Annotated in this window: 17 protein-coding genes; 4 read left to right on the top strand and 13 right to left on the bottom strand. The window is 29.0% G+C overall.

All coding sequences use genetic code 11. From position 1 onward, the window contains the following. Window positions 1–10: 10 nt before the first annotated feature. The 11 genes from IEV72_RS10770 to IEV72_RS10720 all read right to left on the bottom strand — a co-directional run bounded on the left by IEV72_RS10770 (window position 11) and on the right by IEV72_RS10720 (window position 10,454). Window positions 11–712 (bottom strand): CIS tube protein, encoded by a 702-nt coding sequence (locus tag IEV72_RS10770; protein WP_188459115.1) that lies wholly within the window; start codon window positions 710–712, stop codon window positions 11–13. A gap of 1 nt (window position 713) precedes the next feature. Beyond that, a complete protein-coding gene (locus IEV72_RS10765; protein WP_188459114.1) occupies window positions 714–920 on the bottom strand; it encodes a DUF5908 family protein in 207 nt (68 codons plus the stop codon). Between the two features lie 27 nt (window positions 921–947). Then, a complete protein-coding gene (locus IEV72_RS10760; RefSeq protein ID WP_188459113.1) occupies window positions 948–1,457 on the bottom strand; it encodes a phage tail protein in 510 nt (169 codons plus the stop codon). 101 nt (window positions 1,458–1,558) lie between these two features. Further along, on the bottom strand, window positions 1,559–2,026 hold the full coding sequence (locus tag IEV72_RS10755) for a phage tail protein (RefSeq protein ID WP_188459112.1): 468 nt from the start codon (window positions 2,024–2,026) through the stop codon (window positions 1,559–1,561). Window positions 2,027–2,048: 22 nt separating this feature from the next. Further along, complete coding sequence (locus IEV72_RS10750) at window positions 2,049–3,551, bottom strand: phage tail sheath family protein (protein WP_188459111.1); 1,503 nt, start codon at window positions 3,549–3,551, stop codon at window positions 2,049–2,051. 76 nt (window positions 3,552–3,627) lie between these two features. After that, complete coding sequence (locus IEV72_RS10745; protein WP_188459110.1) at window positions 3,628–4,470, bottom strand: hypothetical protein; 843 nt, start codon at window positions 4,468–4,470, stop codon at window positions 3,628–3,630. Window positions 4,471–4,480: 10 nt separating this feature from the next. After that, entirely contained in the window at window positions 4,481–5,014 is a 534-nt protein-coding gene (locus IEV72_RS10740) for a Pvc16 family protein (RefSeq protein ID WP_188459109.1), read from the bottom strand. Between the two features lie 241 nt (window positions 5,015–5,255). Further along, window positions 5,256–6,962 (bottom strand): glycoside hydrolase family 18 protein, encoded by a 1,707-nt coding sequence (locus IEV72_RS10735; protein ID WP_188459108.1) that lies wholly within the window; start codon window positions 6,960–6,962, stop codon window positions 5,256–5,258. 58 nt (window positions 6,963–7,020) lie between these two features. Continuing rightward, window positions 7,021–8,319: a hypothetical protein gene (locus tag IEV72_RS10730; protein WP_188459107.1), complete on the bottom strand. Its 1,299-nt coding sequence runs from the start codon at window positions 8,317–8,319 to the stop codon at window positions 7,021–7,023. Continuing rightward, window positions 8,288–9,385, bottom strand: a complete 1,098-nt coding sequence (locus IEV72_RS10725) for a DUF4407 domain-containing protein (protein WP_188459106.1) — start codon at window positions 9,383–9,385, stop codon at window positions 8,288–8,290. Before IEV72_RS10725 ends, IEV72_RS10730 begins: the two co-directional genes overlap by 32 nt. Window positions 9,386–9,389: 4 nt before the next feature. Beyond that, window positions 9,390–10,454 carry a hypothetical protein gene (locus tag IEV72_RS10720; RefSeq protein ID WP_188459105.1) on the bottom strand — a complete coding sequence of 355 codons (1,065 nt, stop codon included), beginning with the start codon at window positions 10,452–10,454 and terminating at the stop codon, window positions 9,390–9,392. A 65-nt stretch (window positions 10,455–10,519) separates the two neighbouring features. Between IEV72_RS10720 and IEV72_RS10715 the strand changes: the two genes are divergently transcribed. The 4 genes from IEV72_RS10715 to IEV72_RS13785 are packed head-to-tail and all read left to right on the top strand — an operon-like array spanning window position 10,520 to window position 14,899. Continuing rightward, the gene (locus IEV72_RS10715) at window positions 10,520–13,630 is read left to right on the top strand and encodes an AAA family ATPase (RefSeq protein ID WP_188459104.1); all 3,111 of its coding nucleotides are present in this window, start codon (window positions 10,520–10,522) and stop codon (window positions 13,628–13,630) included. Then, complete coding sequence (locus IEV72_RS10710; RefSeq protein WP_188459103.1) at window positions 13,627–14,475, top strand: hypothetical protein; 849 nt, start codon at window positions 13,627–13,629, stop codon at window positions 14,473–14,475. The genes IEV72_RS10715 and IEV72_RS10710 overlap by 4 nt, the downstream gene beginning before the upstream one ends. 27 nt (window positions 14,476–14,502) lie before the next feature. Continuing rightward, window positions 14,503–14,805: a DUF4280 domain-containing protein gene (locus IEV72_RS10705; RefSeq protein WP_229731890.1), complete on the top strand. Its 303-nt coding sequence runs from the start codon at window positions 14,503–14,505 to the stop codon at window positions 14,803–14,805. Further along, window positions 14,798–14,899, top strand: coding sequence for a PAAR-like protein (locus IEV72_RS13785; RefSeq protein WP_444544425.1), 102 nt, complete (start codon window positions 14,798–14,800; stop codon window positions 14,897–14,899). The genes IEV72_RS10705 and IEV72_RS13785 overlap by 8 nt, the downstream gene beginning before the upstream one ends. A gap of 121 nt (window positions 14,900–15,020) precedes the next feature. Here the strand turns inward: IEV72_RS13785 and IEV72_RS10700 are convergent, their stop codons facing one another. Together IEV72_RS10700 and rnpA are read right to left on the bottom strand one after the other, a co-directional pair. Next, window positions 15,021–15,707 carry a T9SS type A sorting domain-containing protein gene (locus tag IEV72_RS10700; protein ID WP_188459102.1) on the bottom strand — a complete coding sequence of 229 codons (687 nt, stop codon included), beginning with the start codon at window positions 15,705–15,707 and terminating at the stop codon, window positions 15,021–15,023. A gap of 34 nt (window positions 15,708–15,741) precedes the next feature. Beyond that, entirely contained in the window at window positions 15,742–16,125 is a 384-nt protein-coding gene (gene rnpA / locus IEV72_RS10695; protein WP_188459101.1) for a ribonuclease P protein component, read from the bottom strand. Between the last annotated feature and the right edge of the window lie 6 nt (window positions 16,126–16,131).

The raw sequence follows: 16,131 nt of genomic DNA, 5'->3' as shown, positions 1-16,131 counted from the left end.
TTAAATCTTATTATCGAATTGGTGGTATTTGAATTTGTTTCCCACTCTTTAATGCCCTTAAAGAATTAAGATTATTAAACTCTGCTAACTTAATAAAATACTTCTTGTCGTCATAATAAGATTCTGAGATATTTACTATGTTGTCACCTTTCCTCACAATTGGCATTTTTGTAATATCTGGACTTTGAAATAATTTGTTTGTTCCATCTGAATCAAAGTCTTTAATAGTCATTTTAACGTTCGCTCTTAAAGGCACTCCATAAGCATCAAAAAAAGTATATTCATAATTGAATGAAATAACTTCACCAAAAATAGATATGGAGCCAAATCCCCATGTCACTCTTACAAAAGGAGGTCTGTGGGTTGATGCTAAGGGCTTAACAGTGATTCCTTCTAAAGCTTTAATAGAATCTGCTAAAGTCTTACTAGATGAATCTATACCAGTTGGAGAATTTGGTAATGCCCCTGTATTATCAATTATAAAGTTTAAATCTAAACTTTTTTGAAGTTTTGCAGGTGCTTTACTACTTATTAGGGAACCTATAGCATCTGATGTTTGATCACTTGATTGTTCTTTTGAGCCGACGGTAAAACTTAAATCTGCTGGGTTAATTTGAAGTTTGTAGCTTCCAACAAGTTCAGGGGCCTTTGATAAATCTTTATACTTATAACCTGATATGACTAAGGCAGTATTATTTGTATTTTTATTCATGCTAATGTTTTAACACGTTTTCAAGTTCCTTCAAAACTACTGCAACACATTCATCTATTAACTCTTGCCTTTCTAAGTTTGTTAAGTAGTTGTTTGAAACTAGCTGATTATTGACTTCTTGAACAGTATCGTGATTAAAACTTTGATGTTGATTAGAATCATCCTTCATTTTACCCTGGATAACTAATTCTTTAATCTCTATTGCCATAATTTTGCTATAATTTAAATCTACCAACTAAATATCTTGACTAAAATGAGAATAAGTTAAAGTTAAACTTTCAATAGCTATTTCAGACTTATCTGCATTAAATGCTCCAATATCTATTTCTCTAGGATAACAATTAAAAAAAGACCAAGTTGATAAAATATCCTTTCTACTTCTATCTAATAACATTACATTTAATGTTCTCCGCTCAATTTGATATGTAGATGAATCTTTTATTAGAAAATTTCTACACCAGTCACCTAATGATGATGATTTTTTTACGATTCCTCTAGTAAGCTTAAGATCCTGATAAGTTGTAGAAGTAGGTAATTTAAATTGTCTATTGTTTATACCAGAATTATAAATTTCTGAACCACCAACGGAAGCAGAAATCCCTGATATAGATTGAAAAAATGACTCATCTGGTCCTAAAGTGCTACTTTTTTTATTGGATGTAGGATTATTAACTCCCATAGCAATTGTTGAAGTAACTTTAAAATTAAACCCTAATACAGGATAATCCCCTTTATCTAGTTTCATTTTCAAATTATTTAAATGAAAAACTTATATATTTAAGTTGGATACACATAAAAAAAAGGCATGAAATATCACGCCTAATTTTAATGAATAAAATATATAATTTATACAGACTGAACCATACCTTCATGTGAAAAAACTATTGTTTCTATTCCAGCTTCTGAAGATTGAGAATTCATATCAGTAGGTGTAACTTTCTGTGGGAATGCATTGGTTAAAGTCCATGTCATTCTTTCTGTTGCTGTTTCATCTAACAGCCTTATTACAACTGTTAACCTAGTATAGGTGTTTAAATTAATTTGAGATATCCAATCAAAAAACTGATTGTCATCTGCGAAAACTCCCTTTTTCAAAGTAACATCTCCATACTTCATTAATCCAGGCATTTTTATTGTACCATGATTTGGACTATTTCCATGTCTATATTCTATAACTTCAGTTTCAACATCCAAACCACTAACTTCTTGGAATGGTAAGTCTTGGAAGTCTCCAATATCAACTGAAAAGTAGAATTTTGGTAAAGGCCAAAACTGATCTTGAACATCTCCTGAGCCTGCTACTGGTAGTGCCATAATATTATTTTTTTAAATTATTTTAAGATTTCTGTTGTTGTTGTTCGAATGTAATTACAATAAATTCTGCTGGTCTTGTAATTGCAACCTTTATATTCATTTTTAATACACCATCTAGAACATCGTTTGGTGTCATAGTGTTGCCCAAACCTATAGATACATTAAAAGCTTCTTCTGGCGACGATCCAGCCAATAATCCTGATTGCCACTGATTATTCAGAAAGTTAATAACTGTAGCTTTTAAAGTAGACCATGTTGTTGAATTGTTTGGCGAAAAAACAAAAGCTTCAGCCGCAAACTTTATACTTTGCTCTAAGAAAGTCATTGTTCGTCTAACACTGATATATCTGTAGTCCTTAGAATTACCATCTAATGTCCTAGCACCCCATACAAGAACTCCTTTGCCAGCAAAACTACGTACAGCGTTAATCGCTTTTCCGTTTAATGGCAAATTCATTTCTTCTTGATTGTCGTTATTTATATCAATCGAAGGTGAGATAACAGAACCTAAACTAATATTAGCAGGAGATTTGGCAACACTTGAACTATTATCACACATTGTGTAAGCTCCTGCCATTGCAGGGCTAGGTGGCATCAAGTTAATCATGTCACCCACTTCTTCAAGAATAGAATTTAATTTAGGACAAACAATAGATAATGTAGATTGTAATGAATTAATTAAGTCTTTATCAGTGGTTTCTAAAATTTTATTAATTTCAAGTTTGATGCCTTCTGCTCTAGCTTCAGATATAGTACCCGCTTCTAAACTAGCATCAACATCAGCAGTTAAAATTTCAACCAATTGATCTAGATTTTCTATTAATGTATAATCTAAATCTGAAGGATTAACAATGGTTGTATTTAAGTAAGGATAATATGCTGCTCCCCATTGTAAAAAATTTGAGCCAACACCTTCTCTAAAGTTATCAACTACATCTTTTTCATCAAAAGTACGTTCTTGATCACCGTTGTAAACATCCAAAATAGCAAACCTGTTTTTCATTTTATAACCACAATGCGTTAACATTGCAGCTTGTAGTGAATAACATGCTGATTTGGATAATAAAATTGCATCAGGAATAAGTAACAAGGTTGGTTCTAGATATTTTTCCAGACTTACCAAACCTCCTCCTGACGGATCATTAAGTTTAGATGCTTTAACTTTTTCAGAATAGTCACCTACCGAAACTACATAACAATCACCACCACTATTTGCGTAGAATAGTTTAATAGAGTTGTAAAGCATAAATCGTGATCCATCAACATAACTTAAATCAAATCCTAAAGCAGAATCTTCATTAACTTCTATGTTAAATTTAGTTTTTGGAGCACCACCAAAAAGCTCAAGGAATTGGCCAAAAGATGATATTTTAACAGGTTTATTAATCAAGGATTTTGAACCTCTACTTGCTTTTTCGGTATAACCTACAAACGCAGGTACAGCGGTTTGTACAGGAACAACAGATGAACCAAATGAACTTTTTTCTTCAATGTAAACACCTGGTGTTGCTAAGGTAGTTGCCATATTTAAATATATTAAATTAAATTTCGTATAAAACTATACCTTATTTTTATACCATCAAAATTAATTCTAAAAAAAATTAAATTTTAACATAAATATCGTTAATGAAATAATCAATATTCCTGTCATAACTTATATTACTGGGCTTTGGGTGAGGTAGAAAGAGGGAGAAATATGATAGAATGTCATCTTCTTTTTTTAAATACATTTTATTTGAATATAACTCGGATACAACTATTTTCTCTTCCAGTATAACGAAGTGGGCTTTTGTTCCACTTGCTAAAAATCTCTGTTTAAAATCCTTAATCTTTATAGTGTTGTTTTCATCAGTTAAATAATAATTTTTAAAAACGTTATTTTCTTTAAGTGAGTAAAAATTGTATCTTAATTTTACCTCTCTTGAATTAAATAAAATTGAAAAGTTAAGTTGTTGTTTGTTTTCTAAGGCTTCCTCATTTCCAAAAAATTGATTCTTGGTATTTATTTTAAGGTTTATTTCGCCATTAATACCGTTGTTATCATAACTAAATGAATCGTTTTCATCTACTGGATTGCTTAACTGAAGTTTTTCATCGCTAAGGTCTTGTTCATTAAAAAAACATAATTTTTGATTGCTAGAAAAAGGCAAGTCTGTAATGTTAATGAAATAATTATTTTTAACTTCAAAAATAAACTTCAAACGGATTGCACCTTCATAATTTTTTGATGCAAACCTGTTATCTACTTTTGATAATAATACAAAACCGTCATTTGTAAGTCTAAATAATATATTGAAATTATCGAGTAACTCCTGTGTTTCTAAATCTGGTTTTACAACAACATTTTTAAGTACATTATCATTATAGTAAGTGTGTTTTAATTTACAACTAAGCAATTTCCTGAAATTGGAAACATAATTATAACTATTGATAGGATAATTCATTTACAATGTCTTAAACAATTTTTGGTATATCTTGGGTAATTGTTTCTCCATCAAATATGATATGTTTAAACTTATAGGAAACCGATGGTAAATAATTAGCGCCTATATTTCCCCATAATTTATTAATTTCATCTATAGAAATATTAAACAATTCAGCTTTAATTTTATTTGCACTAATTGGTAATCCGGGCGTATTAGAATCATCAAAAGTTGTATTTATTTGAAAAAACTCTATGACTAAAGAAATATAATGCAGTGATTCTACATAATTAAAATTTGGGAAATAGGCTGAAAACATAACCAACAAATTTACTTTTACGGGCGGTGTTTCTCCAATACTGTACTTCATACTGGTATTTTTTGTTATGTTCTCCTCCTCAATATGGAGTAAAAATATGGTTACTTTGTTTTCTATATCTTGATTTAAGTTACCCTTAATATCAACTAGATTACTAACAATTACAGTATCTGCTTTAATAGACAGTTTATTTTTTATAAACTCATCAAGTCGTTGAGCTATTGATGTAATAACATTATGTATCATATTAAAGATATTTCTTTACTGCAATAATTATAATTCTAAATATGTAAAAACTAATTAATGAAACTATGCATCCTATAATGTATAACTGCACCGTAAATATCTTCTCAATAGAATTTAAAAACCCTTGGCTTGAGGTAAGATTTAATAATCCTAAAAATATAAACGATAGACCTAGAGACATCAAACTTCCTATCAAAAACCAAAATAACTCTCTTATAATTAATGCCTTCATTTTTTTATTTTATGGTCTTTCAATTGATTTTATCTTTATTCTATACGCCAAATACATTGTTAGAACACCGATAAAGAAAGATAGATAATAAGACCAATATGGTTTAACTACTAAATTAAAGCCTCCTAATAAATATTCTATTCGTTCAAAAATAACAATTGTAATTGGTATTAAAAGAATAAAAACAATTCCTATAAACATAGCCACATTTAGTTGACTTTTTACAATCGAGTTTCTTATGTTATAATCAAATAATAATACTAAAAAAGCTAAAATTACAGTTATAAGAAAAAATATAGATGTGGTAATAAATATTAATTTATACTCAATCAAGAATTTTGATAACTTAATAGGATAGCCATCAGCTTCATTAATTGGATTCACAATTATTTTCTGATCTGTTGAAAATTTATTCTCAATAACATTCCATAAATCATTATAACCATTATCATATCCAAGTGCCCAAATACCCACCCCTTTTAGCTTTTTGCTTAGAGCAAAGTCATACTTCTTGCCCAATGTGTAATCATCATCAAACCAAACTTCTTGAGTAGTATAGTCTTTGAAAGCAATATTATAATAATTAGTCATACTTCGTTCATCCCTATTTGATGTAATATCAACATTTTCATTGTTAACATACTTTTGCCTAATTTCGCTATAAGTTAGAGGTTTTTTGTAAGAGGTTTCATTATAAACCTTACTGTTGTCTTTTGAAAGTTTACCAGTCCATAAGCTACCATAATAAGGTAATGCAAGAATAGTTTTTTGTGGATTTATACCATATTCTAGATAGTAATTTACGGTTTTATTCAAACTTAAATCTGATCCTTCGCTTGAGCGTAATGGAGAAACTGCACCTTGCAGTTTTTCGCCGATATGATAATCGTACCCCATGATCACAAATAAATCAACATAATCATTAAGGTTTTTTACATTGAATATCTCTCTACTATCGTTTGCGGGTAAGGTTAGTGAAAGATAAAAGTTTTTATTTTGATTTTGAAACTTAGTATCAAATTGATTTCTAAAATACTCTATAAACCTATTCAAATTATTTTTTTCAGAATAAGGAACCATTTCAAAGTTTAAATCAATACCATCCGCTTGTCTCATGTTCAGTAGTGGCTCAAGGGTTTCAACTAAATAATCCCAGCGATCTGGATTTTGTAGAAACTCTCTATTATTAGAATAGCCATGACAAGATACTGTTAATAATACCCTAGTATTTTTAACTTTAGCAGAGTCAATCATAGCAGTGGTTTTCCATTCTTCAATTTGTGCTGGGTTTTTATACCCTCCGCTATAAGGATCTACTTTGTACGAAAAATAAGCAAGCGTAGATAATAGTTCAAATGGATAACTCTTCCACTTCGAACCCATCCAGTAAGGGTGCCAACCAAAAACTTCATTTTCTTTTTTAATAGATTTGAAATCTTTGTTTCTAACATAATATGCTTTTTGAACTGAATCCCAAGTAAAATTATCGCTCTTTAAATTTTGATCGTTTTTATTCAAGTAGTCAAAAAGGTCTCCATAAGTATTGAGCATACTTTTTTGCTTAATAGATAGAAACTGAGTGGTATCTTCTTGTAAATCTTGTTTTGTTTTGGAAGATGTACTATTAATGCCAGCACCTTTTTTTATTTTATTGAAAGTCCTATCAAGAATTCTATACTCGGTCTGAGTTTTTCTAACGCTACTTTTAACTTTCATTACATCTTTACATGAAATAAAAAGTATGGAAATTAGTAGAATGTATAAACTGAAATATCTATTCATCATCTAAAAGTGTTACAAATATTATGTCTTTATAGGCTACAATGTCTTCCAAAACATCTTGTTGAACTTCATTAAGCCCAACCGCTACTATGTGAGCTTTAACATTATAATCATAAAGACTTGACTTATTTGAAAGGTAAACTTCTGCTTTTTTTACAATACTAGTTGTATATTCATCACTCTTGTAGAAAGCATAATTATTAAAGTAATTTGATGATCTTGCATCTAGACTTGTGTTTTTAATTTCAAGATCTACATCTGCATTTTCATTTTTTGGAAGAAGTGTTTTGTTTTCTGACTTTAACAATTCTGATTTTGTAAACTCAATTAACGGGTTTTCGCTTTCAGCCATTTTGTTGTAAGCAGATATTTGCTTATCACCAACGCCTATCCAATAAGACCATCCTAATAAATTATCAAATTCATTTACAATTACATTAAACTTTTTAGTGTGATTTTTTGTTAAGTCTAATTTATTACCTAGTGAAAATTCTTTAGAGTCTATAACCCTATATATTGTGTCTTTTATAGATTTCCTAATTAAGCTTTGATTTACGATAGTATCCTTGGTCTTTTTAACTTTAAAGTTAAGATTAGGCTTGATTTTTTTTAGGACTAATTTTAAGTGAGACTGGAGAAAGCCTTTGTTTTTTATAAAATTGTCATTAGAAACATTGACCGTTAAAACATTATCAGATAAAATTTCAATTTGGCCTTTTACGGTTTCTTTAGGTTTTAAATCATTTTTTAAAAATCTGGTTGTTCCGCCTTCAGAAATAGATATCTCCATTAACTTGTGTGACTTAAGGTTTGATATTTCATAGTAAATCACATCGTCTTTTAAGACGTTATACTCGTAACTTAAAACTTCACCATTTACAGGTGAATTAAAGTATAAGTTCGCTAAGTAAGTTGTATCTGTTCTATTTGCTGTTTTTAAGTAATCAATTAAAAAAGACTCTTCCGTTTTTAATTTTAAAACGCCTGTTTTTTCTAACTCATTTTTTAAACTATCAATATAGTTATTGTCATAATAGCTAACCAAGCTTTCATCTGAATTTAAGTTTTTGCTTAAAGCAAACTTCGATTCTTTTGAGAGGTTTTTTATTGCATCATTTAAATTAACTTGGTCTTCTTTCAAGTTATTATTGTTGGTTAAATCTTTTTTTTGTGTTTCAACTTCTTCCAAAACAGATAAAAGGGAATCACAACTTATAGCGCCTACAACTGCTAAAATTAATACTATTAATTTTAGATTTTTAATTACCATTGGTTTTATAATCTTTTGCATCTATTAATTCTCTCATTTTATTGTATTGCTCGTAGGCTTCATTTTTAATCAAATTTCTCATTGCAGTTTCTTTTGATTTGATTTCTAGGTCTGATTCTAAATCATTTATCCTTTTATTTTTAAGCCTTTCATTGTTATAAATATCTAGTTTTTTCCTGTATTCTGACTCAAATTTAATTTCATGTTGAAGAATTAAATTATCATAAGGACCTTTATCTGATAATAATTTAGTTAATAAAGGTGCAGTTTCTATAAATATAAATAATGAGAATATGAATATAGATGACATTCTATCAATATTTTTCAAAGCTTTTAGTTTATCAATGAAACCATATCTTTGAGGGATAGTTAATTTTTTTTCATTAATAATTAAATCTTTTATTTCTAGTTCTCTTTTGCTTAGAAGGTTAATTGTAGAGTCCATTCTTTTCTTTTCTTCTTCTAAATCAGCTACATATACGTTATACCTTTTTTTTCTATCATTACACTCCTGCCCATAACCTTTTACATTTGTGCCACAAGTACCATTGCATTCACACTTATATTCTTCATAGTATTTATCTCTTAAACTAAGCATGTTTTTATACTCTGTTCTAAAATTATGTTTTTTTTCTTCAATATCAATTAATTCTGCATCATATTTTTTTTCAATATTGTAAGCTAAATCAGCCTTTTGTTGATTTAAAAAGTTATTGATTTCCAAATCAAAAATTTTCAACTCTAATGGTTTAGATATTACTGTAGCTATAATAACTGCTACAAGAATACGCGGGATAGATTTTAAAAATTGTTGCCACTTACTATTACCCATTCGCATTGAACTGATAATATATCTATCCAGGTTGAAGATTATGGCTCCCCATAAAAATGAAAGTGGAATTGCTATAGTTTCAGAATCAAATATGAGATAAAATGCAAAATAAGATGATAAAATTGAAAGGATTGTTGTAAAAACTATAGTCATGCCAATACTCATGTATTTATTGACTTCAAAACGAGGACACTGCTTAATCAAATCAACTGTTACGCCAGAAGAAAACAATAAAAAGTTCTTAAATACAGACATGGTTTTAAAATATATCTTTCAATTTTCTAATTAATACTTTAAAGCGATTTGATGAAGGATTATATGCTTTAGGCGTTGATTCTAGATTTTCTCTTTTTTTTGGAAAGTTAGAAATTTCTTCTTCTTTAAAAGTATGAAAAATCAAGTTTTTTGATATTGATCCATCAATCAGGTTTAGGATAAATGTAAAATGCGTTATTTCATTCACTTCAAATTCATAGCTCCCAATCAAGGGTAGTTTTCCAATAGATTTTTCAATTAATTTTCCTGAAAACCCAAAGTCCCATTTCAACCTCACCAATTGACCTAAGTAAACACCATAATGAAAACTTTTCTCTCCAGAAGGAGTTAAAGTTATGAAATCTTTTAAGGTTTTATCAAAAACACTTACATCAAACTCCATATCTGGTGATTCTTTGATTTTTATAAATATATTTTTCTCAACAACAAGCTCTTTATTTTTAGCAACTAACCTATAAGTTTGATCATTATATAACACCACATTCCTACTGCCCTCAAGATTTACTTGGCCAATATCTGGATGTATTGAAACATGATGAGCGTTATTCACTTTCCATGAAATATTTACTGTTTCTTTTTTTCTAACAATGTAGTGATCAGATTTAAAGTCTATTTTTATATCACCTGTTTGTAAATTAATTTTTTTAGAATCTAAAATTATTGATTTAAAAAATGTATTTTTTCCTTCAATGTAATTTGCTTCATCAATTCTATTTAAGTCATCCTTTTCTCCTTCAATTAAATACGATTTATCAAATATTGCAAAATAGGATTCATTTTCGAAACTATTTTCATCAATATTCCAATATATTTCAGCACCTCCGTCAATTAGTCTTTTTAAAAGATTTATAAGCTTTAATGATTTTTTCTGGTTTGGAGCAACAATTACAATTTCAAATTCTATATTTTTGTTTAGCGATGTTATGAGTTTTTCTGATAAAAAAAAGAGATGGTTTTCATCGATGAAAAGTTGTATTGAAAAAAGTGCCTTTGGAATTCTAGCTTGAATTTCATTTATAATATTACAAGTAGAGTAGGTTTTAAACAAAATTTATGTAAATTGGATATGCTTTAACAAATATAGCAAAAAACACCTGCGGTAAAAAAATAATCATGCCAAAAGATAATCGCAATCCATTTGTAGGATTGAAGCCTTATTCCGAGAGTGAAAGTGATCTTTTTTTTGGAAGAGAAGAAGAAATTGAAAACCTTCTCCTAATCTTGCAAAAAAATAAATTATTAACCCTGACGGGCGCTCCTGGAAGTGGTAAAACATCATTAATTGTTTCGGGATTAATCCCAAGACTAAAAAGGGGTTTTATAGGTGTTTCTGGTAAAGAATGGTCTGTAGCCTACATGAGACCAGGAGTAAACCCCATCAAAAACTTAGCTCATGCTTTATCTGAAAATTTTGTTTTAAAACAAAACAAAAAGTCCAATATATCAGATTATAAATATTATGAGGACACCATCGAAAAATTTGGTAGCAATAGCATTGTTGAAATATACAAAAACTCTGAAATTTTTAATCAGAAAAACTTACTAATTGTAATTGACCAAGTTGAAGATTTTTATAAATATAAAACGGCCTTTGATTATTTAGAAAGAGACGAAGACAATATGCTTATGGATATAGTTTACAAGTCTGTATCTATAAAAAAATCATCAATTTATTTTCTAATATGTATTGGCAGTAATCACCTGACAAAGCTTAATTCCTACACCAAATTACAGGAAATTATTACCAAATCTCAATTTACCATACCCAACTTAAGTAAATCAGGTCTTATTAAAATATTTGAAAATACATTTCAAGCTAATGGTATTTATATAGATCATAAAATAATAGATAAACTACATGTAGACCTTAATGAAGAAATTAGCTACTTACCTAATCTTCAGTTTTTATTAAAAAAGCTTTATGATAGGCTTATAATTAGCAAGTCTAATTCTGATGCTATTACATCAAATATTTTAGATGAACTTGGAGGTTTAAAATATGTTATAGCACTGCAATTTGATCAATTTTATGAAACAGAAAACAAGCAGAATCTGAAACTTTTATTCAAATCAATTGTAAATGCCCATTTAGTAAATACCAATACCTTGTATGGTACTTTAGAAGATATTTCGAGTTACTTAAACATAAGCCTTCCAGAGTTAACAAAATTTCTTAGGGAATTAAAGTTAGAAACTTCAGAATTATTTGAACTCATTGAACCTACAATATCTGGTATTGAAGACACAAAATCGAAGACTTACAACGGTAAAAATATATTGAATCTCAAATATTTTAAAAATATTAACTGGGATAAGCTGGATACTTGGCGAAAAGAAGAGATTGAGAACTACGATAAATTCAAATCTTTTAGTATAGACGCTATCAAAAAGAAAAATAATGAAATTGATTTCTTAAAGACACCTGAATTGGAAACCGCCATCAATTGGAAAAATCAAAAAGACATCAATAAGAATTGGGCAAAAAAATATCCTTTTAATTTTAATGAAACCATTGAGTTTATAAATAAAAGTGTGAAAGAGGATGAAAGAATAAAAGAAGAAAAATTAGCTGCAATAGAAAGAGATAAAAAAAAGGAAAAGAAAAAAAGGAAAATATTTGCAACATTCACATTAATTTCAATCATTCTCGCAACTTTTGCAATTATATCATACCAAGATGCAAAACAAGAAAAAATAATAGCTACCAATGCTCAAATTGATGCCGAAAAAGCTGAAGAAGATGCAAAAAAAGCAACCTTAGAAGTTGAAAAAAAAGCAAATGAATTAGTAATCACAAACGAGAAAGTAAGTACTCTTTACAATGAAATGCTTACAAAAAATAAAACCATCAATAATCAAAACGCAATTATTAAGTCTAAACTTGATGAACTAGAAGATGCAAGAGAACAAGAAATTAAAGACCAAATAGCGCTTACAAATAAGTCCGACTCACTCAAAAATTCAATTGTTATTGCTAAGAATGAAGCCGCTAAAAGCAAAATGATGAAAGACTTAATCGAGATAAAATCAGAATTTAAAACCTTAAAACTAGCTTTAAACGATGCTTTCTTAGAGAATGACGAAGACCGAGTTAAAACACTAGTTAACGAATCATTAAAGAAACAGGAGCTATTTAATTCACTTAAAGAATCTGGAGTTGTTGATAAAAATATAATTGGTAATGAAAATGTTTTACAGCTGAACCAGAAAATACTTTCAATTTTAGAAAATAAGAAATCATACAGCAAAACAAGCATGTTGTTAACTAAGTCAAAGGGTAACTCAGTACGTTCTTTTGACATAAATAATAACGAGATTATTGCTTTTGCTGGCGATAAAGGAACTATTTATTTTTTTGACATTAAAAACAATGTATCAATTTACAAACCCATTAATGTTGCTAATGATAATATAGATGATAGAATAAGATATTTGTCTTTTGTTAGTGATAACAGTTTATTAGCCACCACATTTTCCGGTAAACTATTAAACATAAATCCACTAACCAAAGAAGTCAATACTATTTACGAAGACAAAAGTCAAAAATTAATAAACCTGCATATAGATATAGAGAACAACAAACAATATTTAATATTCGAGAAAGAGATTATTGTTTTTGACAATTTTAAAATCAAAAATCGAATTCAAAAATTTAATGATATCAAGACTAGTTTAGTAAATAACTCAGTTCTTTACTTTGTGTCCAAAAATGAAATCTATAGGCTAGAAAAGGATAACAATGCACTAAAATTAAACATAGATACGTCTAGTGTTCATGAAATAAAACAAATTTATATATCTGAAAACCACTTATTATTAGGAACAGAATATGGAAAGGTTTTTTGGTATGATTTTAACGTACAAAATGTAAAGACTTTAACACCACTTAAATTAATTGATAATTTTGAACTTCACAATAGCAGAATTACTTGCATATATTTTGACGAACAAACAGAAATTTTATACACATCAAGTTTAGATAGTAAAGTATTTAGATACGACTTTAAGTTGGTAAAAGACAAAATACAAAATTCTGCTACCGAACTAACAGGGCACGAAAAGTGGATTTGGCATATGTCTACCTTCATAAAACCTAATGGTGCTAAAGTTTTAATAACTTCAGATGAAGAAGGTAATTTATTAACTTGGTACACAGATCCTAGCGACATGAAAAAGAAAATTGAATCGCTTTACAATGAAAGGATGAAAATTTTTGAAGAATGAAAATTTTAATCTTATCAAGTGGTCATTTTTCAGATTTAGTAAGTATTAATTTAATGTACAATAACCTATTAAAGGTTTATAATAATAAATTACACTTAGACATTTTATTTACAGAAAAACAATCTCAAAGCATATATTTCAATGAATGTTTATACAAAAATTTGTATCATTTAAAATTGAGATCTAGCAATTTGAGTGTGTTTCGAGAACTAAAGAAAAATAATTATAAATATATCTTTTGTTTTTCCAATAACGTATTTTATCGCTTGTTACTTAGGTCTCTTAATACTGAAATAATATCAAAAAATAACCATAAACTTAGAAAATCGTATTTTGATCTAACAAATTATTTCAGTTACGCTAAGGAAAAATCCTTTTTTCACCTTGATAATATCCCGGAATTAAAAAGACCATATATTCATATTCCAATTATATCAGTAGACAATAATATGTATAGAAAAGCTTTTGAGATTGTTAATTGGTCATTGAAAAGTTCTCAAAGGAACTCACTTACCAAAAATAGATTCTGTTTTTTATATCTTAATTCAAAGTTCATAGATAATCAAACTGTCAAAACTAAGTTGTCATCTATTATGGAAAAACTCAAAAATAAAAATATTGAAATATTAATTGTTTTAGGGCGTGAATTTAATCTGAAAATTGATGATTTAGGGTTTTATAAAACCAACTTCCTAATTGATAATTTTAGTTACAACAACAAAAACGTTTATTTAAAACTTTTTTTTGAGTACGCACATACTGTCATGACTGATGATGAATCTCTCGCTTTGGAGTGCCACTTAAAAAATAAACAGTATACTTTTTTGAATTTGAATAAATTATAAATAAATTTATAAAAAATCTATAATACTATGGCTAAGTGTGTATGTAATGGAGCTAAAATATCATGTTCAATGGGAACTGCCCCAAAAACTATGAATGTGTTACCACAAAACAGAACATTAACAGGAAATACAAAACCAATTGCTACCGTTTTAGACATTATACCAATGGTTAATATTCCATCATTCGGAAATTGTATGTCAATAGCTAACCCAATGGTAGCATCGGCAACAGCAGCAGCTTTGGGTGTGTTGACACCACAGCCGTGTATACCTGTTCCAGCTGGTACTTGGTTACCAGGTGCAAAAAAAACAAGTATAGCTAATAAATAGTCCTGTTTTAACTGATAACAGCAAATTAATGTGTGCTTGGGCAGGTTCAATTTCAATTTTAAATCCTGGTCAATTAAAAATAGACTGTAATTAGCTTTAATTATTCTTACTTTATATAAATCATTTATTAACAGCAACTACAAATCTCATTTTCAATCATAAAACACAATAGGTATAAGAAATAAAAGTAAAGCCATTTTTTTATTGAATACAATTTACTGTTTTATCAACTTCTTATTCAGGCTTCTATCTTCAGTGTAGATTTTTAGGATATACATTCCAGCATCTAAATCGGTAATATTTATGCTTTCAAATTGAGAAGTTTGTGAAATTATCTTTTTTCCGTTCAGCGAGTAGACCTCAATTTTAGTGATTAGATGTTTCGTATTAATCTGAATTTTTTGGCTTGCGGGATTAGGAAAAATGTCAATTTCAAAAGAATCAAAATCAGAGGTATTTAACGGATAGTTTTTAAATACACCATACCCAAAAGGTGGAGTGGTTATGGTTAAAACCAAACCTTCTTCATCTGCTTCAATATTATAATCATTTAGCATTTGCAGATAATTGAAATATTCAGCTTCAAATGAATTATGTATAGCCACACCGCAATCTAAATCTGTGCTAGAAAAGGAAGTTGTCCAATTACTATAGGGTGAATTTGAATCTAAAGTTCCGTTGAATGAATTACAAGCAGCAGTGCCGCTGAATTCAAAATTTTCATCGATAGTTAAGGTTGGTGTAATTTCGGGAGTGATATCAGATACTATAAATGGCATTGGCGTGGCATCACTGGCCAAAACGCTATGCAAATACCAAGTTTGAAACAAATCAGAATCCGGTTCTTGAGCGAAACAATTTACAGAAAAAACTAATGAAATGAGAAGTACAAAATGCTTCATGCTTTTGGTTTTCAGTAAAGTTAGCTATTTTTTATTACCTGATAATCTGAAGCTGAATTTTTTCAAAAAGCTGTACAAGTTTCTTTTCTACTTCTGCGTAAGTCGGTTTTTCCTTACCGGTGAAGATGAAAAGCAAATCGATGTGATGAGGTGAAGTATTCAGTTGATGCTGATTTAACCGAAAAGCTTCCCGCATTAAGCGTTTTATGTGATTGCGATTGCTAGCTAAGGGAATGTTTCGTTTAGGAACGGCAATCAAAATCCGATGATGTGCTAAATGGTTTGGTAAAAACTTAGTTCGAAACGGAAAAGCCTTAGCCGATTTCCCATCTGCAAACAATTCGGCAATGCGTTTTTTATGAGTTAAACGCAGTTGCTTTGGAAATTTAAAATTGGCTTGGTGTTCGGTATTCAACATATAGCG

Source organism: Psychroflexus planctonicus, from assembly GCF_014640195.1.
Classification (GTDB): domain Bacteria; phylum Bacteroidota; class Bacteroidia; order Flavobacteriales; family Flavobacteriaceae; genus Psychroflexus; species Psychroflexus planctonicus.
This window is presented reverse-complemented; position numbering and strand designations above follow the sequence as displayed.

Bases quoted from the DNA above. Each gene is read 5' to 3' on its own strand.
- IEV72_RS10745 (WP_188459110.1), bottom strand. From the start codon at position 4,470: ATGAATTATCCTATCAATAGTTATAATTATGTTTCCAATTTCAGGAAA.
- IEV72_RS10770 (WP_188459115.1), bottom strand. From the start codon at position 712: ATGAATAAAAATACAAATAATACTGCCTTAGTCATATCAGGTTATAAG.
- IEV72_RS10715 (WP_188459104.1), top strand. From the start codon at position 10,520: ATGCCAAAAGATAATCGCAATCCATTTGTAGGATTGAAGCCTTATTCC.
- IEV72_RS10700 (WP_188459102.1), bottom strand. From the start codon at position 15,707: ATGAAGCATTTTGTACTTCTCATTTCATTAGTTTTTTCTGTAAATTGT.
- IEV72_RS10710 (WP_188459103.1), top strand. From the start codon at position 13,627: ATGAAAATTTTAATCTTATCAAGTGGTCATTTTTCAGATTTAGTAAGT.
- IEV72_RS10735 (WP_188459108.1), bottom strand. From the start codon at position 6,962: ATGAAAGTTAAAAGTAGCGTTAGAAAAACTCAGACCGAGTATAGAATT.
- IEV72_RS10730 (WP_188459107.1), bottom strand. From the start codon at position 8,319: ATGCAAAAGATTATAAAACCAATGGTAATTAAAAATCTAAAATTAATA.
- IEV72_RS10705 (WP_229731890.1), top strand. From the start codon at position 14,503: ATGGCTAAGTGTGTATGTAATGGAGCTAAAATATCATGTTCAATGGGA.
- IEV72_RS10740 (WP_188459109.1), bottom strand. From the start codon at position 5,014: ATGATACATAATGTTATTACATCAATAGCTCAACGACTTGATGAGTTT.
- IEV72_RS10725 (WP_188459106.1), bottom strand. From the start codon at position 9,385: ATGTCTGTATTTAAGAACTTTTTATTGTTTTCTTCTGGCGTAACAGTT.
- IEV72_RS10760 (WP_188459113.1), bottom strand. From the start codon at position 1,457: ATGAAACTAGATAAAGGGGATTATCCTGTATTAGGGTTTAATTTTAAA.
- IEV72_RS10750 (WP_188459111.1), bottom strand. From the start codon at position 3,551: ATGGCAACTACCTTAGCAACACCAGGTGTTTACATTGAAGAAAAAAGT.
- rnpA (WP_188459101.1), bottom strand. From the start codon at position 16,125: ATGTTGAATACCGAACACCAAGCCAATTTTAAATTTCCAAAGCAACTG.
- IEV72_RS10755 (WP_188459112.1), bottom strand. From the start codon at position 2,026: ATGGCACTACCAGTAGCAGGCTCAGGAGATGTTCAAGATCAGTTTTGG.
- IEV72_RS10765 (WP_188459114.1), bottom strand. From the start codon at position 920: ATGGCAATAGAGATTAAAGAATTAGTTATCCAGGGTAAAATGAAGGAT.